The organism is Proteus penneri (assembly GCF_022369495.1).
GTDB lineage: Bacteria > Pseudomonadota > Gammaproteobacteria > Enterobacterales > Enterobacteriaceae > Proteus > Proteus penneri.
In genome coordinates this window covers 1,277,709-1,299,154 of the sequence record NZ_CP059690.1, presented here as the reverse complement: position 1 = coordinate 1,299,154, position 21,446 = coordinate 1,277,709, and the positions used below count along the sequence as shown (strand labels likewise).

At 35.4% G+C, this 21,446-nt stretch carries 21 protein-coding genes; 11 read left to right on the top strand and 10 right to left on the bottom strand.

Annotation, left to right across the window (positions count from 1 at the left end; translation table 11 throughout):
* Positions 1–96 precede the first annotated feature (96 nt).
* Complete coding sequence (gene zntB / locus H1225_RS05950; protein ID WP_239739554.1) at positions 97–1,080, bottom strand: zinc transporter ZntB; 984 nt, start codon at positions 1,078–1,080, stop codon at positions 97–99.
* 347 nt (positions 1,081–1,427) lie between these two features.
* On the opposite strand from zntB, the gene H1225_RS05945 reads away from it, so the two are divergent.
* On the top strand, positions 1,428–1,769 hold the full coding sequence (locus tag H1225_RS05945) for a DUF4377 domain-containing protein (protein WP_072062525.1): 342 nt from the start codon (positions 1,428–1,430) through the stop codon (positions 1,767–1,769).
* Between the two features lie 257 nt (positions 1,770–2,026).
* Positions 2,027–2,587 carry an Ail/Lom family outer membrane beta-barrel protein gene (locus H1225_RS05940; RefSeq protein WP_161723851.1) on the top strand — a complete coding sequence of 187 codons (561 nt, stop codon included), beginning with the start codon at positions 2,027–2,029 and terminating at the stop codon, positions 2,585–2,587.
* 613 nt (positions 2,588–3,200) lie between these two features.
* Here the strand turns inward: H1225_RS05940 and H1225_RS05935 are convergent.
* Positions 3,201–4,769 carry a peptide ABC transporter substrate-binding protein gene (locus H1225_RS05935; protein ID WP_373273824.1) on the bottom strand — a complete coding sequence of 523 codons (1,569 nt, stop codon included), beginning with the start codon at positions 4,767–4,769 and terminating at the stop codon, positions 3,201–3,203.
* A 274-nt stretch (positions 4,770–5,043) separates the two neighbouring features.
* Between H1225_RS05935 and tpx the strand changes: the two genes are divergently transcribed.
* Positions 5,044–5,547: a thiol peroxidase gene (gene tpx / locus H1225_RS05930; RefSeq protein WP_006537004.1), complete on the top strand. Its 504-nt coding sequence runs from the start codon at positions 5,044–5,046 to the stop codon at positions 5,545–5,547.
* A gap of 69 nt (positions 5,548–5,616) precedes the next feature.
* On the opposite strand, the gene tyrR is transcribed toward tpx, so the two are convergent.
* The 8 genes from tyrR to pspA form a co-directional block, all read right to left on the bottom strand.
* Positions 5,617–7,182 carry a transcriptional regulator TyrR gene (gene tyrR, locus H1225_RS05925; protein ID WP_109847597.1) on the bottom strand — a complete coding sequence of 522 codons (1,566 nt, stop codon included), beginning with the start codon at positions 7,180–7,182 and terminating at the stop codon, positions 5,617–5,619.
* Positions 7,183–7,335: 153 nt separating this feature from the next.
* On the bottom strand, positions 7,336–7,755 hold the full coding sequence (locus tag H1225_RS05920; RefSeq protein WP_109847598.1) for a hypothetical protein: 420 nt from the start codon (positions 7,753–7,755) through the stop codon (positions 7,336–7,338).
* 524 nt (positions 7,756–8,279) lie between these two features.
* On the bottom strand, positions 8,280–9,323 hold the full coding sequence (locus H1225_RS05915; RefSeq protein ID WP_072062531.1) for a YcjF family protein: 1,044 nt from the start codon (positions 9,321–9,323) through the stop codon (positions 8,280–8,282).
* The gene (locus H1225_RS05910) at positions 9,320–10,714 is read right to left on the bottom strand and encodes a YcjX family GTP-binding protein (protein ID WP_072062532.1); all 1,395 of its coding nucleotides are present in this window, start codon (positions 10,712–10,714) and stop codon (positions 9,320–9,322) included. Before H1225_RS05910 ends, H1225_RS05915 begins: the two co-directional genes overlap by 4 nt.
* Positions 10,695–10,949 carry a peptide permease gene (locus tag H1225_RS05905; protein ID WP_157955972.1) on the bottom strand — a complete coding sequence of 85 codons (255 nt, stop codon included), beginning with the start codon at positions 10,947–10,949 and terminating at the stop codon, positions 10,695–10,697. The genes H1225_RS05910 and H1225_RS05905 overlap by 20 nt, the downstream gene beginning before the upstream one ends.
* A 119-nt stretch (positions 10,950–11,068) precedes the next feature.
* Positions 11,069–11,425, bottom strand: a complete 357-nt coding sequence (gene pspC / locus H1225_RS05900) for an envelope stress response membrane protein PspC (RefSeq protein WP_109847599.1) — start codon at positions 11,423–11,425, stop codon at positions 11,069–11,071.
* Positions 11,425–11,655, bottom strand: a complete 231-nt coding sequence (pspB, locus tag H1225_RS05895; protein ID WP_006537012.1) for an envelope stress response membrane protein PspB — start codon at positions 11,653–11,655, stop codon at positions 11,425–11,427. The genes pspC and pspB overlap by 1 nt, the downstream gene beginning before the upstream one ends.
* A 36-nt stretch (positions 11,656–11,691) precedes the next feature.
* The gene (gene pspA, locus H1225_RS05890) at positions 11,692–12,360 is read right to left on the bottom strand and encodes a phage shock protein PspA (RefSeq protein WP_072062534.1); all 669 of its coding nucleotides are present in this window, start codon (positions 12,358–12,360) and stop codon (positions 11,692–11,694) included.
* A gap of 214 nt (positions 12,361–12,574) precedes the next feature.
* Here pspA and pspF point away from each other — a divergent pair, with 214 nt between their 5' ends.
* The 8 genes from pspF (at position 12,575) to gstA (ending at position 21,427) form a co-directional block, all read left to right on the top strand.
* A complete protein-coding gene (gene pspF, locus H1225_RS05885; RefSeq protein WP_161723855.1) occupies positions 12,575–13,570 on the top strand; it encodes a phage shock protein operon transcriptional activator in 996 nt (331 codons plus the stop codon).
* Between the two features lie 290 nt (positions 13,571–13,860).
* Positions 13,861–15,546 carry an ABC transporter substrate-binding protein SapA gene (gene sapA / locus H1225_RS05880; protein WP_161730094.1) on the top strand — a complete coding sequence of 562 codons (1,686 nt, stop codon included), beginning with the start codon at positions 13,861–13,863 and terminating at the stop codon, positions 15,544–15,546.
* A 3-nt stretch (positions 15,547–15,549) separates the two neighbouring features.
* Complete coding sequence (sapB, locus tag H1225_RS05875; protein ID WP_072062537.1) at positions 15,550–16,515, top strand: putrescine export ABC transporter permease SapB; 966 nt, start codon at positions 15,550–15,552, stop codon at positions 16,513–16,515.
* Positions 16,502–17,395: a putrescine export ABC transporter permease SapC gene (sapC, locus tag H1225_RS05870; protein WP_109847602.1), complete on the top strand. Its 894-nt coding sequence runs from the start codon at positions 16,502–16,504 to the stop codon at positions 17,393–17,395. The genes sapB and sapC overlap by 14 nt, the downstream gene beginning before the upstream one ends.
* Positions 17,395–18,396, top strand: a complete 1,002-nt coding sequence (gene sapD, locus H1225_RS05865) for a putrescine export ABC transporter ATP-binding protein SapD (protein ID WP_072062539.1) — start codon at positions 17,395–17,397, stop codon at positions 18,394–18,396. Before sapC ends, sapD begins: the two co-directional genes overlap by 1 nt.
* Positions 18,386–19,195: a putrescine export ABC transporter ATP-binding protein SapF gene (gene sapF / locus H1225_RS05860; protein ID WP_006537025.1), complete on the top strand. Its 810-nt coding sequence runs from the start codon at positions 18,386–18,388 to the stop codon at positions 19,193–19,195. The genes sapD and sapF overlap by 11 nt, the downstream gene beginning before the upstream one ends.
* Before the next feature lie 207 nt (positions 19,196–19,402).
* A complete protein-coding gene (fabI, locus tag H1225_RS05855; RefSeq protein ID WP_006537026.1) occupies positions 19,403–20,191 on the top strand; it encodes an enoyl-ACP reductase FabI in 789 nt (262 codons plus the stop codon).
* 624 nt (positions 20,192–20,815) lie between these two features.
* Positions 20,816–21,427 carry a glutathione transferase GstA gene (gene gstA, locus H1225_RS05850; RefSeq protein ID WP_006537028.1) on the top strand — a complete coding sequence of 204 codons (612 nt, stop codon included), beginning with the start codon at positions 20,816–20,818 and terminating at the stop codon, positions 21,425–21,427.
* The last annotated feature ends 19 nt before the right edge of the window (positions 21,428–21,446 follow it).

Below are 21,446 nucleotides of genomic sequence, written 5' to 3'. Positions count from 1 at the left end.
ATGCCAGATGTTCTATTTTAAAAAATTGATATATCTCAAACAGGGTTAGAGAATTCTTTTTTAAATCCATTTAGTTACGATTAATTTTCTGAAAATTTACAACCACCTGCTACGTTTTAACCACCAAGTAACAATCACAATCAAAACAAAGAGAGATAAACAAAAAATGGCAAAACCATAAGGAAGTTCATTTCCAGGGATCCCGCCTAAATTGACACCAAATAGCCCTGTTAGAAAAGTTGTTGGTAAAAATAACATCGCCATTAGTGACATAGTATAAGTACGTCGATTCATTGCATCAGCCATCATTGATGTTATTTCATCAGCAATCACTGCCGTACGAGAAATACTACTGTCCAAATCCTCTAAACGTCGAGAAAGTCTTTCTGAGATTTCTAACATCGTAACCCGATCGCTATCACTCATCCAGGGTAATTTTTCAATGGAGAGTCTTGAGAATACATCTCGTTGCGGGGCCATATAACGCCGTAAAACAATCAATTGTTTTCTTAATAATGCAAGTTCACCTCTTGCTGGTATTTGTTGGTCGAGGATCATATCTTCGAGTTCAATTAATTGATCATGTAAAGTTTCAACAAATTCACCTATTTCATCAGTAACAGCATCTGCCATAGTTATAAGCCAGTCACCGCTACTTTCCGGTCCACTGCCTAACTCTAAGGTATGAATAACAGAATCCACCGAGTTAACTCGACGATGACGACTCGAAACAATTGTTTGGCTGTTAATATAAATTCTGAATGCGACTAGTTCATCAGGCCTATCATTAGGATTATTATTAATTGTTTGCAAATTGATGACGACCCCTTCACCAATGCGTTGTGCTTTTGGTCTAACATTCTCTGCAAGTAATATATCTTTCGCAATAGGAGGAAGTAATTCTGTTTCTTCTATCCATTTCGCACTTTGTGGCTTACGATAGTCCAAATGTATCCAATAAGGATTATCGTTTGTAGCAATTGTATCTGCTGTTATTTCTATTACCCCACCATGACCATCAAGTTGTGTGGTATAAATTGCATCTGAATCTTGCAAAATAGAGTCATTAATTGTTTTCACTTAGTTTCCTCCATACTCTTGCTTTAGTCGCTATAGATTAATTAATCGTCTCTTTATCTAATTATTTTTCAATATGTTATTTTATACTTTTTTCTAATTCACTGTATATCAACACTATTTTTGTATAATTAATCTAAAACTTCTATTTATATTTCCCACTTTAGGATTATTACACTAAATCCAATTCGGAGAATTACATTAGTATATTAATACTAGAAATATCTATAGGTAACTTACTTTATTTATAAGAAAAATTTTATCTACTGTAATTTATAATAATTAGATCCCTAGTGTATACTAAATATTATCTTATACATTTATTGCAACCTAAAAATAAGGTCATCAATATGAAAAAATTTCTCGCTATTCCTTTATTTTTGCTTTTAGCCGGATGCAATGATGCAACATCGACTGAAAGTGCTAATTCTGCCTCTACTTCTGATACAACAAAAACACTTCTGGTCGATTCACAACTTTATGATTGTGTCGGTGTTGCACCAATGAAATGCATGAAGGTGAAAGAACTCCCTTCAGGCGAATGGTCCCTTTTCTATCAAAACATTGAAGGTTTTGAATATAAAGCGGGTAATGAATACACATTAAAAGTAAATGTTACAGATATTCCTAATCCACCAGCTGATGCACCTAGTGTAAAATATACACTGGTAGAAATTGTCGATAAAAAGTAATTTTTTACTTAACTCAAACTCACAATAGGCCATATTCGCTATTGTGAGTAATTCATCTATTGATATTATTCTTCTAATAGTTGCTTATTTACAAATTAATAAACTTATTAATGAGCTATTTATGTAATCTCATTTTTATTATGTATTAAAGATAAGTCTGCTAATTTTTTTTAAGAGTAATTTCAATCAATTAACATTGAAATCGTGCTTAAACTTACTAAAAATAGAGTTCTTTACATCAACATAGAACCTCTATAATGAATAAATTAATAATTATTTTAATTATCTTAGTTTTACCTTACTCTTCTACATTATATGCCTACAATGAATCACATACTGTCTATAGTGGCCATATTTATGGAAAACTAAAAGGAGATACCGCCAAAGGCCCTATAATCAATTATCGTTATGAAACAGGAAATGCTTGGGGTTTATTAATTTCTCTACTCTATTTAAATTCAAACCATAAAGAATCCTTTAAAGATCCTCGTTTTATCACTCCATCAATAAAACAATATAAAACTAAAACTACCGCTCTATTAATCGGCCCTACTTATAGAATAACACCTAAGTTTTCTATTTATGCCCAAATGGGACCCAATAAATTAAAACACCAAGAAGATAAATTTCACCCTGAAATAAATACCACAGACACGCATAGAGTGGATACAACAAGTGTTATTGGCCAAATAGGCATCGATTATAACCCCATAAAAGAGGTTGCAATTAACTTTGGCTATCTTTATTCCGATACCACTGCAAACAAACGCCATATTGAATTAAATAGTATACAATTATCTTTAGGTTATCGCTTTTAAAGTGCCCTTATAAACTATAATTTAATTTAACAATGCATCGAAGCCAAGAGGTAGCTTTATCTATAAATGGCTTAAATATAATAATAAATTTATCATTTTTTATCATCTTTAAGGGATTATACCTATAAATAATATGAAATATAATATTTAACATCGAACACATTGCACAATTAGTCAAAACAAAGTGGCAAAAATGTATTAACATCTTTTCTGCAATGTTTATTCCTTTTGAGTCTCCTTCTGTTTTTATAACAGAGGGATTTTTTTGTTATAAATATTTTATTAACCACTGTAACAGTTAGACACAATAAAAAACGTGCAAATAGAGCATAAAGAATATAATTTATACCCAGACAATAAATCATCCTGCTTTATTTTGCTACGCCCCTTTTTAAAGGGGTTCTTTTTTATACTTTTTTATTTTCTTAGCTTATCGACTAACAATATATCAATTTATAAATTAAAATATTTTCATTTTTACTATTGATAATAGAATAAAAAAACACCTCAAAATAAATTTTAATCTTGAGGTATTATTTATACTCAATGACTTTATTACTAAATTAAAATGTTTATATTAGCTTAATTTTAAGCTTCTAATTTAGTCTTTAAATTAATGTTTAAGAATATAAAACGTATGACTATAAGCAACATCTTCTGGGTTCTCAATGGGATACCCTTTTAACCATGGTTTTATTAAGCGTCCATTCGTATATTGATAAATAGGCGCGATTGGCGCATCTTCAGCAATCATTTGCTCTGCTCGGTTATACAAATTATTTCTTTCATTTGAATCGATAGTCATACTTGCGAATAGTAATATTTCATCATATTGTTCATTTTGATATTTCGAAATATTACCTGCATGTTTAGAGTTCAATAGACTTAAAAAAGTAGAAGGTTCATTATAATCACCAACCCAAGATGCTCTTATAACATCAAAATCACCCGAATTTCGGCTATCAATATATGTTTTCCATTCTTGGTTACGTAATTGGACTTTTACCCCTAACTTTTTCTTCCACATAGAAGCAACAGCAATAGCAATTTTCTGATGATTCTCTGAATTATTGTATAGCAATGAGAGTGTTAATGGATTATGAGGGCCATATCCAGCAGCCGCTAACAAGATCTTAGCTTGGCTATCTAATTCATCTTGAGTGTATTCATCATAAATTGTGGGTTCTGGGGTGAAGCCCGCCGTGACATCAGGTGTAAAACGGTTTGCTGATTTTTCCCCTGTACCTAATACCTTATCAGTGATAATTTTTCTATCTATTGCCATCGCTAACGCTTTACGTACACGAATATCTTTTGTTGGCCCCGATTGGGTATTAAAAGCATAATAATATGTTCCTAATTGATCTGGGATATAAACCTCATTAGGAATATCTTTCATTAACTTATGATATAAATTTTTAGGGAATGATTCCGTTATATCAATATCACCTGCTAAATAACGTTTTGTCGCATGTGATTCATGATTAATAGGAACAAAAGTCACTTTAGTTAATACTGTATTTTTATGATCCCAATAATAAGGATTTGGTGCTAATACAATCTTTTCATTAATCACTCTGTCTTTTAATACAAAGGCGCCATTACCCACTAAATTACCAACTTTAATCCATTCTGAACCATATTTTTCAATACTATGACGAGGCACTGGATATAGTGAAAAATTAGTCGTCAAACTTGGAAAATAGGAAACAGGTCTCTCTAATGTCACTTTTAGTGTTTTTTCATCTATCGCTTCTACACCTAATGATGTTGGTTTTAATTTTCCATCAATAATCTTTTGTGCATTTTCAATAGATGCAAGTGATGCATACCATGCAAAAGGTGAAAGATTCTTAGGGTCAACTAACCTTTGCCAACTATAAACAAAATCTGTTGCTGTTACTTTTTCGCCATTAGACCATTTTGCATTATCACGTAAAGTGAAGATCCATACACGATTATCTTCTGTACGCCAACTTTGAGCAACACCCGGAATGGGACGTCCATGCTCATCTTCTATCGTCAACCCTTCAAATAAATCACGTTGCACTTGAGCTTCTGTTAATCCTACTGCATTAATAGGATCAAGTGATGCAGGCTCATCTTTTAAATGTCGAACAACTTCTTGCTTTTTATCGAGTATCGTTCCTGCGGGGACTACTGCCGCATTTACCTGCGACATGATTGATCCTTGAACGACAAGTGCACATGAGATGACGAATATTTTGCGCATGTCTGTTTCGTCCTGTAATCTGTATGAGAATAAACAGCACAATTATAAGAGCCTGATAAAAAGGCACAATCACTGATTACAAATATTTTATAAATTTTTATGTTTTTAGTGGTGACTATGCCAATAGTGGCAAATTTTAATTATGGTTAAGCATTAACGAAAATTATCGTTAATAATGAGTATTAATAACAGTTAGTCTGACAACTAATAAAGGAGAACAACAATGGCACATCAAGTTACTTTACAAGGAAATGCAGTGACACTAGCGGGTAATTTCCCAGCAGTAGGTCAAAAAGCTGCAGATTTCTCTCTTGTTGGTAAAGATCTTAATGATGTTTCTTTAGCGAATTTTGCAGGTAAACGTAAAGTTTTAAACATTTTCCCAAGTGTAGATACGGGGGTTTGTGCTGCGAGTGTTCGCCAATTTAATAAAGTTGCGAATGAATTAAATAACACTGTTGTTTTATGTATTTCAGCTGATTTACCTTTTGCTCAAGCACGTTTTTGCGGTGCTGAAGGCTTAGCTAATGTAGTAACATTATCTACAATGCGAGGCACTGAATTCAAAGAAAACTACGGTGTTGCAATTACATCAGGTCCATTAGCTGGCTTAACAAGCCGAGCAGTGATTGTTTTAGATGAAAATAACACTGTTATCTACACCCAACTGGTTGATGAAATTACAACTGAACCGAATTATGATGATGCGTTAAAAGCACTGAAATAATACTGATAAAAAAATAGACGAGTATTATGCTCGTCTATTTTTTATTATGCACAAAATCTTATTACTCCATTAGTCTTCAGGCTTATCACTCTTTTTATTCGTAAGATTATATTCTCTGAGTTTATTCGCAATAGCAGTATGAGAAATACCTAAGCGTTTCGCTAACTTACGTGTACTTGGATAATCATGGTATAAACGTGCTAAAATAGAAGCTTCAAAACGTTTTGTCATCTCATCCAACGAACCTTCTAATAGGTTCTCATCAAATAATGTTTCATCCGTATGCTCTGGTAACGTAATATCTTGAGCACGCAATGTATTTCCAGCTAACTGTGCCATTGCTTGATAAACAGTATTACGCAATTGGCGAATATTACCAGGCCAAGAATATTGTATTAAATAATTGGAGAAATCAGCAGAAATAGATGGTACACCTATTTTTTGTTCTTGGCAGTACTGATTAATAAAATGAGTTGCCAAAGGAATTATATCGTCCTTTCTTTCCCTTAATGGCGGTAATATTAATGTTAATACATTCAATCGATAATAGAGATCTTCTCTAAACAACCCCTTTTGCACTAATTCCCACAAATTTTTCTGAGTAGCACAAATAATACGCACATTTACATTAACTTCGTCTTCTTCACCCACTCTACGGAACGTTCCATCATTTAAAAAACGTAGAAGTTTGATCTGCATTTGTGGCGACATTTCACCAATTTCATCTAGTAAAACAGTACCACCATTGGCTTGCTCAAAAAAGCCCTTTTTCCCTTCAATGGCATTAGGATAAGCACCCGGAGCATAGCCAAATAACTCACTTTCAACAACATCATCAGGCATTGAAGCACAATTTAAGCCAAGAAATGGATACCTTAAACGGTTACTTAATAAATGGCAGGCTTTTGCCAATAAATCCTTTCCTGTACCAGTTTCCCCCACTAATAACAATGGAGCATCCATTATTGCCATTTTCTTTGCGCGAGAAATAAGCTGCTTCATTTTAGGTGTTACAGCAATAATTTGGTCAAAACCACTTTGATCATTAGCCATTAATTTAGGGTGATCATAAATAATAGAATGGTATTTCAACAAAACAAAAGCGCCAACACAATGATTATATTGATTATCATCCGTGAGTTTTATTGGGACAATTTCCATTTCAAAATCTTGTTTTTTCAGCGTGATAGGCACCATCTGAATAAAATGCTCTTTTTGCTCTAAAAAACGATGGATATTAAAATTTGGGATCAATTGGTTAAAGGTTTTCTCAGAATTATCATCTGGAGATAAACCAAACAGTAGTCTCGTTGCGGGATTTAGTAATTTAACCTTACCTTTTGTATCTATAGAAAAAACAGGTACTGGTACAGATTCTAATAATGTCCAAATTGCACGATGTTCTTGCTCAGAAGGCATAAATGCAACCGTACGTACATCAATAACACCGTCTATTCTACGGATTTCAGCCATTAACGGCTGAAAAATATCAAAATCAATCTGTGAAAAATTCAGGTAAATCAGACCTATTGGGAATATTTCAATTCCACGTAAATCTATATTTTTTAATACCAGCAGATCTAATAATTCACGGGTTAACCCGATGCGATCTTTACAAGTGACCTCTAAACGCATTATGAACCTTCTTAATACTGAGTGACCCTGAACTAATTCTAGATATTATACATAAATATCAACGAAATAAAGAGGCTTGTCAGCAAAGGTTGACACTACTAGCATTTATTTTTACACAATTAAATTAATTTTTTGATTTTTAACCCTGATTATTTATGTCTTAAAAAAATCAAATAACGAAAAAGAAGGGGTTCTTATTATTTTTTTCAATTCAAAATCGATAAGATATTCGACATCTTTCACCAAAGGACTTAATTCTTGACTAATCACTTTTTTGATGATTCTACATCCATTATCAAAACAAAAAAGTAAAAACTCTAATGCATTTATTGCCCTTTCTTTCTTATCTGACTCAGCTAAATATTCAAAAAATTGGGATGCCTTTTTTATTCGAAATGGCTTAGATTGCTTTTGATATTGTCTCTTTTTAATCTCATTAATCGTCTCACTAAGAATAGGGATTAAAATGCTGAGTTGGTTATCAATATTTGAGATATTAAATGCCGAACTCAGATAAAGTTTACGTCTTGGTTTAGAGAGTTTCTTTATTACTGATATTTGTATTTCTTTCATTTTTTAACCTTGTTATAAATATTATTTAGTCACTTCTTATATTTTTTACAAATGAAATCCATCACTATTTTTTGATTAGTAAATTAATCAAAAAATAAGCATATTAAAAGATATCAAAAAAACTATAAAAATTACCTTGGGGTGATATTTAACGCTATTTATTACACTAAAATCAATACTATTTTCTATCAAAAAAAGAAATACTGTGATTAAAAGCATAAATATGTCGCTAAAGAAACAGATATTAATCTTTATATACAAATAGTTATAACAGTCTTATTCCTTTAAAGAATCGACTATTTTAAAAATTTCTTATCACGATAGTTTCATTTTAAAATAATAACATCTTTGGTAATAAGGAATTAAAATTACTTTATAGCATTCAGTTTATTATTTTAATAACAATATTTCTTTATCGTTAGGGTTATTTTATATAAACAACACGTTGTTAATATTTATATAAAAAAACCGCAGAATAACTTCTACGGTTTTTATTTAAAAGAATAGAAAGGTTAAATAATGATTTACTCTTTCTTTTTATTACCAATGGTATTTTTTAATTTCCCAATTAACTCTTTTCTAAAATCGCCTAGTTTAGGTTTATTATCATCAATCCATGGTAAAGGACGGCATAACTCCATTGCCTTTATTCCTAATCGTGCAGTTAATAACCCAGCACCAATACCTTGAGCAGCTCTTGTTGATAACCGTGCTGCAAGATCTTGTGAAAGCCAGTCCATTCCGACTTCTCTAACCAGCTCCGTTGCACCAGCAAATGCAATATTGACCAAAACAAGACGAAATAGTTTTAAACGACTATAGTAACCTAACTCGATACCGTAAATTTCGGCAATACGATTAATTAAACGAATATTGCGCCAACCAATAAAGGCCATATCAACCATTGCCAGTGGACTGACAGCGATCATTAAAGTTGACTCCGCAGCAGAACGACTAATTTCAGCTCTTGCTTGTTTATCCAAAATTGGTTGAACAAGTTGACTATAAAGTTCTAATACTTCTTTGTCATTATGTGTGTCATGTAATGCACTTTGCCAACGAATTAATGCCGGATGTTGTGAGCTAATACCTGCTTGTTTAGCGAGTTTTTCACAAAATGGCCTGCCATTTCCCATTGCATGGCTATAAAGTAATTCTTTTGCTTTATCTCTTTCATCAGCGCGTTGGCGTAAACGATAAATACGGCGCCACTCTGTGATAAGTGATCCAATGCCAGCAGCAACAATTAATCCACCTGCACTTGCCGCACCCAACGCAATCCAGTCAGAATTTATCCATGAGTTGAAAATCCATTGTCCAGTTTGGGCAATAACACTAATTCCTAAAATGGTACTCGCGATCGTTAATAAACGTTTCCAGACACTTTTTTTCGGTTTTAAAATTGATTGAACATCGCCTTCTAATTGCCCTTCATTCTCCTCATCCAATTGTGGATCAATAGGCAAAAATTGCTCATTTTCATTAAAGCCAACACCTTTTTTTAAGGTGACTTCTTCTTGAAGTATGGGCTCTTTAAAATCAATTCGCGATTTTAATGGCTCATTCATTTTAATTTATCCCCTAACAAGAATTCCATTGCACTATCCATGCGAATATGAGGAATCGCACTATCTCTTGATATTTGCTGAGGTCTAAAAGATTCGAAACTAAACCCCTGCTTTTCCCAAAATGCTTTTTCAGGTAATCGCTTAGGAACCTCACCAGGGAAATACACCAATGGTGTGTTATCACTTAAGCGAAAACCTTTTAAGGCTGGTATTTTTTCGCCATGATGATCAACTATTCCGCTTTCAGTTGCCGCAATAGAAGCGAGTCCCATACAATCAATGCTGATCCCTTCAAAAATAGCATTTTGTTTAGCATCTTGAATAAGCTGTTGAAGCAATGACACTAAATTTTCATGTTGGTCAACCGTGATATGGTCGGCTTTTGTGGCTGCAAATAGAAGTTTATCGATACAAGGTGAAAATAAGCGTCTAAGTAAGGTTCTTTTTCCATAATGAAAACTGCGCATTAATTGTGTTAATGCTTGGCGCATATCATTAAAAACATCTGCACCTTGATTTAAAGGTTGTAAACAATCAACTAAAACAATTTGTCTATCAAATCCTTGAAAATGATCACGATAAAAACCTTTTACAACATGCTGTCCATAATATTCATAGCGCTGTTTTAGCATACCAATATTAGTACGTTTATCTGCGTTCTTTAATTTAGCAATATCGTATTTTTGTAAATCAGCCCATGGGAAAAACTGCAAAACAGGTGCTCCAGCTAATTCACCGGGTAATACAAAACGCCCTGGCTGAATAAAATGAAGCCCCTCTTCTTTACATGCTAATAAATAGTCAGTGTAAGCGGAGGCAATATCAGCTAATAATGTTTCATCCGCTGGCGCAAAAGGATCACATTTTTTAAGGAGTAATTGCCAATGTTGTTCTGGTGACGTTCTTTGTCGATTGATCTTATTCATTTGCTCTGACCATTCAAAATAGTCTTGCTCAAGCATAGGTAAATCTAATAGCCATTCACCAGGGTAATCAACAATTTCTAAATAAAGAGAAGAGGTTTCTTTTATAAAACGAGTTAACGATTCATTAGAGCGGTAACGTAGTTGTAAACGAATTTCACTAACCCCTTTTGTAGGAACTGGCCAACTTGGAGGGGTATGATAAAGAGATTCCATTCCCTCATCATAAGTAAAACGTGGAATATTAAAATTGTGTTGAGGAATACGTTTTACACCTAGTAGCTGTTTATTTCGTGCAGCCGAAAACAGCGGTAAACGCGCGCCTGTATGTACATTAATAAGTTGATTAACTAAAGAGGTAATAAATGCTGTTTTACCACTTCGACTTAATCCGGTTACGGCCAAACGAAGATGTCTATCAACACCACGATTAATAAAAGCTGTAAGTTCATTTTGTAGGCGTTTCATGTTTCTCCCAAGACACTTGACGCGATAGCTTATTAAAACCTGCTTTGATAATAGGTTCAGCTATCAATAGAACCAACCAACGTAACGGTTTACTACTTACTCGTTTTAATATTCCGCCTGTGATTGCTGCTGGTCCAAATAAAGTGAATAACATTAATCCAAATGTTAACCCTTTTTTGGCTAATTGGGCGAGTTTATTTGTTTTTAAAGAAACGAATACTTGATTGAAATTCACAATACACTCCTCAATCAGAAATTTTACTCTCTCACAATACAAGCGTTGAAAAAGATAAATAGGCTGAAAGAAAGACGCTCCTAAAATGGAGCGTCTTATCAGATTAAATGGCAAAAATATTACAAATCTCGAAAGCGTTTATTTAACTGATAAGTGGAAGAGGTAATATAGCGTTCCATTTGTTGCAGACGTTTTTCGCCTTGCATCAATTGGTTATCTACTCCACTTAAAATTTCTTTTAAGCTCTCTTGCTGATCTTCGCCTCGCTGATAATTAGCAGGGGCTGGCTCCATAAAGAAACTTAAGACAAGATAAGCAATAATAGTTAAACCGAAAAAACCAGCAAACAGCGCAATCACCGCAATAACCCTGACAAGTAAAACAGGAATATTAAAATAATGGGCTAGGCCTGCGCATACGCCACGGATCACGCCCTCTTGTGGCAAGCGATACAATTGTTTGCTCTGCATCGTCATTATGATTGCCTCCAGTTAGGATGTTCTGCATCAAGTATTTGTTCTAACGTCTTAATGCGCTCCTGCATTTGCTGAGCCTTATCCACCAGCGCGTTCAGTCGCTGCATTTCTTGTTGGGTTAGCTGAACATTACCTCCGCCTTTCTGGCTGTTGTAATGTAACCACAGCCAGATAGGGAGAATAAACAAAATAAAAATGGTCAGTGGTATTCCCAGAAATATATAGCCCATTACATATCCTTTATAAGATGGTTATTACGTTTGCTGTTACTCTTTGTTGATATTGATTTTAGCTTTTAATGCCGCTAATTGCGCGCTAATTTCATCATCAGCTTTTAATTCAGCAAACTGTTGGTCTAATGATTTTTCTTTACCTAGCCCGTAACTTTGAGCCTCACCTTCCATATGATCAATACGGCGTTCAAACTGTTCAAAACGTGCCATTGCTGCATCCATTTTACCACTGTCTAATTGACGACGAACTTGGCGAGATGAGTTTGCAGCTTGATGACGCACAACTAAAGACTGCTGTTTTGCACGAGTTTCAGTTAGCTTATTTTCTAACTCGCTAATTTCACCTTTTAAGCGAGTTAGCGTTTCATCAATGATAATCAGTTCATGTTTCAATGTATCATTAACTGATGCTACACGTTGTTTTTCGATTAATGCTGCACGAGCTAAATCTTCTTTTTCCTTAATAAGAGCTAATTCTGCTTTATCCTGCCAATCTTTCATCTGTTTTTCAGCTTGTTCGATACGGCGCTCTAATCCTTTCTTTTCAGCTAAAGTACGTGCTGAAGTTGTACGGATCTCAACTAACATATCTTCCATCTCTTGGATCATTAGGCGGATCATTTTTTCAGGATCTTCCGCTTTATCTAATAAAGAAGCGATATTGGCATTAATTATGTCAGCAAAACGTGAAAATATACCCATGATGTTATCCTTAATAGCTATGCTAATTAGTGACGTTAAATTATTTCAATAATGGCGTACTATCGTAACGCCCGCATACTTTAGTTAATACAATTTGCGTGCCAACTTTTAAAAATTACTTAAGCTATTAATAATAGGTGACTTATATTATTCGCCTATTTTTCGAACACCTGATAAACTGGCAAAAAATACCTCAATATGGTGAATTTAACCAATGAATGAGAATTTAGAGACAATAATCGGCGTTGATAGTCAATTTATTGATGTATTAGAACAAACTTCAGCACTTGCTCAATTAAAAAAGCCTGTATTAATTATTGGTGAACGAGGTACAGGTAAAGAGTTGATTGCCCATCGATTACACTACCTTGCACCTTGGTGGCAAGGGCCTTTCATTTCAATCAACTGTTCTGCACTCAATGATAATTTACTCGATTCTGAGCTGTTTGGTCATGAAGCAGGCGCTTTTACTGGCGCTAAAAATCGTCATCAAGGGCGTTTTGAGCGTGCGGATGGAGGTTCTCTTTTTCTTGATGAACTGGCGACTGCTCCCATGCTTGTACAAGAAAAGCTTTTACGTGTCATTGAGTATGGTCATTTAGAGCGCGTTGGAGGTAGTCAATCTCTGCATGTTGATGTTAGGTTGATTTGCGCGACAAATGCTGATTTACCAGCAATGGCGGAAGAGGGTAAATTTCGTGCTGATTTACTGGATAGATTAGCGTTTGATGTAATTAGACTCCCTCCATTAAGAGAGCGACGCGCAGATATTATGTTACTTGCTGAAAATTTCGCTATCTCAATGTGCCAAGAGTTAAGTTTACCTTTTTTTCCTGGTTTCAGTGATAGTGCACGCCAAGTACTTTTAGATTATTCATGGCCAGGTAATATTCGTGAGCTTAAAAATGTTGTTGAACGCTCAGTTTATCGTCATGGAACTAGTGATAGCGTACTCAACAATATCATTATTGATCCCTTTGCTGGTATTCAAACGTCAAAAAAATCCGAATTAAAGAAATCGTCTCAAGAAAATTTTTCACTCCCTACATTACCGTTGGATTTACGCCAATGGCAAAATGAGGCGGAAAAAAAATTAGTTAATAATGCATTAAAAGAGAGCTTATATAACCAGAAAGAGGCGGCTGAAAAGTTATCATTAAGCTACGATCAATTTAGAGGGCTAATTAAAAAACATCAAATAACAACTTAATCTATTGATATAGATGTTTTTAATTGCAAGAAAACTCTATAAACAATAGGCAAAAAAAAAGCCAGCACCCGAGCTGGCTAGTAAAAAAATACTGGAAGCAATGTGAGCAATGTCGTTCCCTCTGCGGAAAACCTCTTACCGCCGAAGGACAATACGGATGATAATCTTTATCATTAGCATTTGTAAAGCATTTTATTGAGAATTTTTCTCACTTTGTTTTTTTGACTATTTTGGGATAGAAAGTTTTTTAAGTTACAATAGCAAAATCGTTTCTCTAAAAGACATTATTTATGCGCCCTATTTTATTTATTGGTACTTTGCTATTTACCTTTACAAGCGCAACTTGTATCGCGGATGTAGCACCAAAAACACAAGCACCATCTATAACGCTTGAGCCAACTCCAATTAATCAAAATGGTTTTGTTTATTGTGTTGATGGCAGTGTAAATACCTTTAATCCACAGTTATCAAGTAGTGGATTAATTATTGATCCTCTGGCTGCCCAGCTCTATGACCGTCTTTTAGATGTTGACCCTTACACTTATCGCCTGATCCCTGAAATCGCAGCTCGATGGGAAACATTAGATAACGGCGCAACATACCGCTTTTATTTACGTAAAAATATCTCTTTTCAACAAACATCTTGGTTTACACCAACAGGTAAACTCACCGCTGATGATGTTATTTTTAGTTTTGAAAGGATGATTAATCCCAAAAATCCTTTCAATCAAGTTAATGGTGGAAAATATCCCTATTTTGATAGCTTAAGTTTTGCCGACAATATCCAATCAATTAAAAAATTGGGTCAATACACAGTCGAATTTAGCCTAAAAGAGCCTGACGCCTCTTTTCTGTGGCATTTAGCAACACATTACGCCCCTATTCTTTCCACTGAATATGCACAAAGCTTAGAAAAATCGGGCAACCAGACACAACTTGATTGGAAACCAGTAGGTACGGGTCCTTTCTTTCTTGATGAATATCAACCAGGCCAATTTGTTCGTTTATTCAGAAATGAAAACTATTGGAAAGGCCAGCCTAAAATGCAACAAGTTGTTATTGATATGGGGGCTGGAGGTACAGGTCGCATATCTAAACTATTAACAGGTGAGTGTGATGTTTTAGCCTATCCTGCGGCTAGCCAATTAAAAGTATTGCGTGACGATCCGCGACTAAGATTAACGTTGCGTTCTGGTATGAATATCGCTTATTTAGCCTTTAACACCAGTAAGCCACCACTAAATGATCTTAAAGTTCGTCAAGCTATTGCTTATGCCATTAATAACGAACGTTTAATGGAATCTATTTATTATGGTACAGCGGAAACGGCAGCATCAGTGCTTCCTCGTGCATCTTGGGCTTATGATAACAGAGCCAAAATTACAGAATACAATCCTGAAAAATCGAAACAAATTCTTAAAGAGCTAGGCCTTGATGAGCTGAAATTAAATCTTTGGGTACCTAGCGCCTCACAATCTTATAACCCAAGCCCATTAAAAATGGCGGAACTTATTCAAGCAGACTTAGCGCAAGTGGGTATTCAAATGAATATTCGTCCTATTGAAGGACGATATCAAGAAACGAGTATGATGGATCGCACCCATGATATGACCTTATCTGGTTGGTCAACTGACAGTAACGATCCTGATAGTTTTTTCCGCCCTCTCTTTAGTTGTGCAGCAATTGGCTCACAAACTAACTTAAGTCATTGGTGTTTACCTAACTTTGATGAAATTTTGAAAAAAGCACTTTATAGTCAGCAACTTGCATCAAGAATGGATTATTATCATCAAGCTCAAGATATACTTGCTCAAGAGTTACCTGTGTTGCCTTTAGCAAACTCTTTACGTATGCAAGCATATCGTTATGATATTAAAGGGTTGGTATTGAGTACTTTTGGCAATGCGTCTTTTGCTGGTGTTTATCGAGAGGCAGAAGTAGATGAACAAAATCACAAGAAAGAGGCTGTAAAATAATCCATGATTATTTATTCAATACGTCGATTACTTTTATTACTTGTGACACTGTTCTTTTTGTCGCTAGTGAGCTTTAGCCTAAGTTATTACACACCAAATGCCCCACTAAGTGGTGCATCACTCACTGATGCCTACTTTTTTTACGCCCATAATATGATCCATTTTGATTTTGGTATTTCCTCTATCAATGGTGAACCTATCAAATTGCAATTGATAGAAGCACTTCCAGCGACCATGGAGCTTTGTACCTTAGCCTTTCTTTTCGCTCTGATTATAGGTATTCCAGCTGGCATTATTGCGGGGGTTTGGCGTAATAAATCCGCCGATATTATTATCAGTAATTTCGCGCTCTTAGGTTTCTCTGTGCCTGTATTTGGGCTTGCACTGCTGTTAACTCTTTTCTTCTCACTAAAATTAGGCTGGCTACCTGTTTCAGGCCGTATTGATTTGCTTTATAACTTGCAACCTATTACAGGCATTGCATTAGTTGATGCGTGGTTATCTGATTCACCTTATCGCCAACAAATGATCATTAACGTATTACAGCATTTGATTTTACCCGTAATAACTCTGGCTATTGCACCAACAACTGAAGTTATTCGATTAATGCGAAACAGTACTGAAGAAATCATGTCAGAGAACTACGTGAAAGCAGCCGCAACTCGAGGTCTCTCACGTTTTACAATTATTCGTCGCCATATTCTTCATAATGCTTTACCCCCTATCATTCCTAAATTAGGCTTACAGTTCTCCACCATGCTGACACTAACTATGGTGACGGAAATAGTGTTTAACTGGCCTGGACTTGGTCGTTGGTTAGTTACAGCAATCCGCCAACAAGATTACTCAGCTATTTCAGCTGGTGTAATGTTGGTGGGTTCAATGGTCATTATTGTTAACGTTTTATCAGATATTGTGGGCGCAATGAGTAACCCAATGAAACACAAGGTGGGATATGCCTTTAGATAGCCAATTTTATAAAGAGAAAAAAACACCTTCACCCGCCGCGGTGATTTGGCAATGTTTTTCTAAAGACGTTATTTCAATGATAGGGTTTTATGGCGTTCTTTTTCTCTTAGTACTCAGTATCATAGGGCCTCATATTGCGCCTTATGCACTCGACCAACAATTTTTTGGCCATCAACTAACTCCCCCATCTTGGTATCAAAACGGGAATGTCTCCTATTTCTTTGGTACCGATGATTTAGGGCGTGATGTATTTAGCCGAATTTTAATTGGTACAAGCATGACCTTTGGTGGTGCATTTATTGTCACTTTTGCAGCGACATTAATGGGATTAATTATTGGCTGTTTTGCAGGTATGACCCACGGCTTAAAATCCGCCGTTCTCAATCATATATTAGACACACTGTTATCAATTCCATCCTTACTACTTGCTATTATTGTTGTGGCTTTTGTAGGAACAAGTCTTGGTCACGCGATGATAGCAATTTGGCTGGCACTATTACCTCGTTTAGTCAGAATGATTTACTCTGCTGTTAATGATGAATTAAACAAAGAGTATGTTATTGCTTCTCGTCTTGATGGCGCATCGAATATTTCTATTTTATGGTACACCGTACTGCCTAATATTACGCCTGTACTAGTTTCTGAATTAACACGCGCCTTCTCAATTGCTATTCTTGATATTACAGCATTAGGTTTTCTCAATTTAGGAGCCCAACTCCCGTCACCTGAATGGGGAGCAATGCTAGGTGATTCTTTAGAGTTAATTTATGTTGCTCCTTGGACAGTCTTAATTCCGGGCGCCACTATTATGATAAGCGTTTTACTGGTAAACCTTTTAGGTGATGGTTTACAGCGTGCTATAAATGAGGGAGTGGAATAATGCCTTTATTAGATATACGCAATTTAACCATTGAATTTATGACACCAGATGGCCCAGTAAAAGCGGTAGATCGTGTTTCTATAACCTTAAATGAAAGCGAAGTAAGAGGCCTTGTTGGTGAATCGGGATCTGGTAAAAGCTTAATTGCAAAAGCGATTTGTGGCGTAACAAAAGATAATATCAGTGTGACAGCCGATCGTTTTCGTTTTGATGATATCGACTTACTTAAATTATCACCAAAAGCGCGACGCCGTGTCATTGGTCATAATATCTCAATGATTTTCCAAGAGCCACAATCTTGTCTTGATCCTGCTACAAAAATTGAGCAACAACTTATACAGGCAATTCCTCGCTGGACTTTTAAAGGCCATTGGTGGCAACGCTTTCATTGGCGGAAACGTCGCGCAATTGAGCTATTACACCGTGTCGGTATTAAAGATCATAAAGACATTATGCGCAGTTACCCATATGAATTGACTGAAGGTGAATGCCAAAAAGTGATGATTGCTATTGCTATTGCAAATCAGCCTCGATTACTGATTGCGGATGAACCTACTAACGCTATGGAGCCAGCAACACAAACCCAAATCTTTCGTTTGCTGACTCGACTCAATCAAAACAACAATATGACCATTTTGTTGATTAGTCATGATTTGCAATGGATGAGTAAATTAGCGAATAAAATTACGGTTATGTATTGTGGCCAAACTGTCGAAACAGCATCTCCTGATGAGTTATTAGTCACACCTTATCATCCTTATACTCAAGCTTTGATCCGCTCTATTCCCGATTTTACCAACTCATTAGCCCATAAAAGCCGTTTAAATACATTACCGGGCGCAATTCCCTCTCTTGAGCATTTACCTGTAGGTTGTCGGCTAGGGCCTCGTTGCCCTTATGCGCAGCGACAATGTATTGAAGCACCTCGGTTACGTTTATTTAAAAACCATGCCGTGGCTTGTCATTTTCCGTTAAATGTGGAGCCAACTGATGTTCGATAAACTGCTTGAGGTAAAAAATTTATCAAAAACTTTTCGCTATCGTACTGGATTATTTCGGCGTCAGCAGTTAGAAGCCGTAAAACCGGTAAGTTTTACGCTAGAACCCAAGCAAACTTTAGCTATTATTGGCGCTAATGGTTCAGGGAAATCTACACTAGCGAGAATGTTATCAGGAGTAACTGAGCCTACAGGTGGCGATATTTTTATTAATGGGCATCAACTGACTTTTGGTGATTATCCTTATCGTAGCCAGCGGATTAGAATGATATTTCAAGATCCCACTAACTCATTAAACCCGCGCCAACGTATCGGTCAAACATTAGAGATACCTTTACGCCTAAATACGGAATTAAGCGCTATTGAGCGTGAGAAACGAATTTATCAAACATTACGTCAAGTGGGTCTTTTACCTGAACATGCAAATTATTATCCTCATATGTTTGCATCAGGTCAGCGCCAACGAATTGCACTTGCACGAGCATTGATATTACAACCTCAAGTCATTATTGCCGATGAGGCAATAGCTTCGCTAGATATGTCTTTACGTTCACAAATTATAAATTTGATGTTAGAACTGCAAGAAACTCATGATATTGCCTACATCTATGTGACACAAAACTTAGGCATGACAAAACATATTAGCGATAAAGTCATTGTGATGGATAATGGCGAAGTTGTTGAACGTGGTAATACAGCAGAAGTCCTTGCATCACCATTACATGAAGTCACTCGAAGGTTGGTAGCAAGTCACTTTGGTGAAGCCTTAACAGCAGAAGCTTGGCGCCAAGATTTGACTTAAGTATAAACAATATAAGCATAATGTTGATTGCACATTATTTCACCCTTTTCCCTTAACTCCTCGGAGGTGCTAGGGAAATTAAACAAATTTACAAATGTCGTGGTAGAATCAGCCACGTTTATTAACAATAAGCGTGATAACCTAACAGATAAATAAAACTGTGAATGATGTTATTATCGCGATTTACGAAAAAACAAGGATACAGCTATGGGCTTTATGACCGGCAAACGCATTCTTATTACTGGTGTTGCTAGTAAATTATCAATTGCTTATGGTATTGCCAAAGCTATGCGTGACCAAGGTGCAGAACTTGCATTTACTTACCAAAATGAAAAACTGAAACCACGCGTTGAAGAGTTTGCAGCATCATTAGACTCAAATATCGTATTAGAGTGTGATGTGTCAAAAGATGAAAGCATCGATACTATGTACGCAGAACTTGCAAAAGTTTGGCCAAAGTATGATGGCTTTGTTCACTCTATCGGTTTTGCTCCCGCTGACCAATTAGATGGCGACTACGTTAATGCAGTAACTCGTGAAGGCTTTAAAATTGCTCACGACATCAGTGCATACAGCTTCGTTGCTATGGCGAAAGCAAGCCGTGAAATGCTAAATCCGAATTCAGCTCTATTAACTCTAACTTATTTAGGCGCTGAACGTGCAATCCCTAACTATAATGTTATGGGTTTAGCAAAAGCTTCTTTAGAAGCTAACGTTCGTTATATGGCAAATGCTATGGGTCCTGAAGGTATTCGTGTTAACGGTATTTCTGCTGGTCCAATCCGTACATTAGCGGCATCTGGTATCAAAGATTTCCGTAAGATGTTAAGCCATTGCGAGTCAGTAACGCCTCTGCGTCGTACTGTAACAACCGAAGATGTTGGTAATACAGCAGCATTCCTATGCTCAGACTTATCTGGTGGTATTACAGGTGAAATCGTTCATGTAGATGGTGGTTTCAGCATCGCCGCAATGAATGAATTAGAACTAAAATAATTCTGTTATATAAATAATAGAAGCCAGCCTTACTGTTAAGGCTGGTTTTTATATTGTCTCTACTGTTTTAACGCTTAATTCTATTAGCTATCAAATTTTTATCTGATACCTGACTTTTTTCTTTTATTTTAAATATCATAGCTCGTTAGATAAATTTCACTTTTTTAGTTTATTCCTATAATCCTTTCTTTATATTAGCGATAAAATAATCACATATTAATAAAAGAATTTAATGTATGAAGAAATTTAGATTTCTGTTTTATATTTTTTCCCTTATTGGTGTGATTATTTTTATTGTGGTTTTATTTTTTATTAAGTCTGAATTAAGTTTAGTAAGAAACGGTGTTGACAAAAAAAACGAAAATTTATTACCTTGATATTTCATTTTTATCTTCTTTTGAAGGATCATAATAAAATACGCCTTATATGTTATAAATATAAGGCACATTTACTTTCGAGTGTTTTCATCAATTAATCGTTTTGTTCACAAATTTACAAAAGCCTTTTTTATTCGCACCATTTGAGTTTGCTAATTTCTTAGAACCACTTATCATCTTATCTTAGTGAAGATATTCTAATATCTGTAAGTTAATTCACCACCTCATTGATAGGGAGCTATTCAATATGAAATTGTACTACACGCCTGGTAGTTGCTCGCTTTCCCCTCATATCGTTTTACGTGAAACTGGTTTAGATTTCTCAATAGAACGAATCGACTTACGTGCTAAAAAAACAGAATCGGGGAAAGATTTTCTAACCATCAATCCCAAAGGCCAAGTTCCTGTTCTTCAATTAGATAATGGTGATATTTTGACTGAAGGTGTTGCAATTGTTCAATACCTTGCTGACTTAAAACCTGATAGAAATTTAATTGCATCGCCAAAATCACTAGAACGCTATCATCAAATTGAATGGTTAAACTTTCTTGCTAGTGAAGTGCATAAAGGCTATGGCCCTCTATTTTCACCAGATACGCCTGAAAGCTATGTACCTATTGTTAAAACTAAATTAAAAAGCAAATTCGCCTATATTAATGATGTATTGAGCAAACAAAAATGTGCATGTGGTGAGCATTTTACGGTTATTGATGCCTATTTATTTACATTAAGCCAATGGGCACCGCATGTTGGTTTAGATTTAACTGATTTAACACACCTACAAAATTACCTAAAACGCATTGCACAACGACCTAATGTACATAGTGCACTAGTCACTGAAGGGTTAATTAAAGAGTAAATTAAAACTCAATAAAAAA

Coding starts and splice junctions, on each gene's coding strand:
- tpx (WP_006537004.1), top strand. CDS start 5,044: ATGGCACATCAAGTTACTTTACAAGGAAATGCAGTGACACTAGCGGGT.
- H1225_RS05935 (WP_373273824.1), bottom strand. CDS start 4,769: ATGTCGCAGGTAAATGCGGCAGTAGTCCCCGCAGGAACGATACTCGAT.
- pspC (WP_109847599.1), bottom strand. CDS start 11,425: ATGACGATGCAGAGCAAACAATTGTATCGCTTGCCACAAGAGGGCGTG.
- H1225_RS05910 (WP_072062532.1), bottom strand. CDS start 10,714: ATGAAACGCCTACAAAATGAACTTACAGCTTTTATTAATCGTGGTGTT.
- tyrR (WP_109847597.1), bottom strand. CDS start 7,182: ATGCGTTTAGAGGTCACTTGTAAAGATCGCATCGGGTTAACCCGTGAA.
- H1225_RS05945 (WP_072062525.1), top strand. CDS start 1,428: ATGAAAAAATTTCTCGCTATTCCTTTATTTTTGCTTTTAGCCGGATGC.
- sapA (WP_161730094.1), top strand. CDS start 13,861: ATGCGCCCTATTTTATTTATTGGTACTTTGCTATTTACCTTTACAAGC.
- sapB (WP_072062537.1), top strand. CDS start 15,550: ATGATTATTTATTCAATACGTCGATTACTTTTATTACTTGTGACACTG.
- H1225_RS05920 (WP_109847598.1), bottom strand. CDS start 7,755: ATGAAAGAAATACAAATATCAGTAATAAAGAAACTCTCTAAACCAAGA.
- pspF (WP_161723855.1), top strand. CDS start 12,575: ATGAATGAGAATTTAGAGACAATAATCGGCGTTGATAGTCAATTTATT.
- sapC (WP_109847602.1), top strand. CDS start 16,502: ATGCCTTTAGATAGCCAATTTTATAAAGAGAAAAAAACACCTTCACCC.
- gstA (WP_006537028.1), top strand. CDS start 20,816: ATGAAATTGTACTACACGCCTGGTAGTTGCTCGCTTTCCCCTCATATC.
- fabI (WP_006537026.1), top strand. CDS start 19,403: ATGGGCTTTATGACCGGCAAACGCATTCTTATTACTGGTGTTGCTAGT.
- H1225_RS05940 (WP_161723851.1), top strand. CDS start 2,027: ATGAATAAATTAATAATTATTTTAATTATCTTAGTTTTACCTTACTCT.
- H1225_RS05915 (WP_072062531.1), bottom strand. CDS start 9,323: ATGAATGAGCCATTAAAATCGCGAATTGATTTTAAAGAGCCCATACTT.
- sapD (WP_072062539.1), top strand. CDS start 17,395: ATGCCTTTATTAGATATACGCAATTTAACCATTGAATTTATGACACCA.
- pspB (WP_006537012.1), bottom strand. CDS start 11,655: ATGGGCTATATATTTCTGGGAATACCACTGACCATTTTTATTTTGTTT.
- sapF (WP_006537025.1), top strand. CDS start 18,386: ATGTTCGATAAACTGCTTGAGGTAAAAAATTTATCAAAAACTTTTCGC.
- pspA (WP_072062534.1), bottom strand. CDS start 12,360: ATGGGTATATTTTCACGTTTTGCTGACATAATTAATGCCAATATCGCT.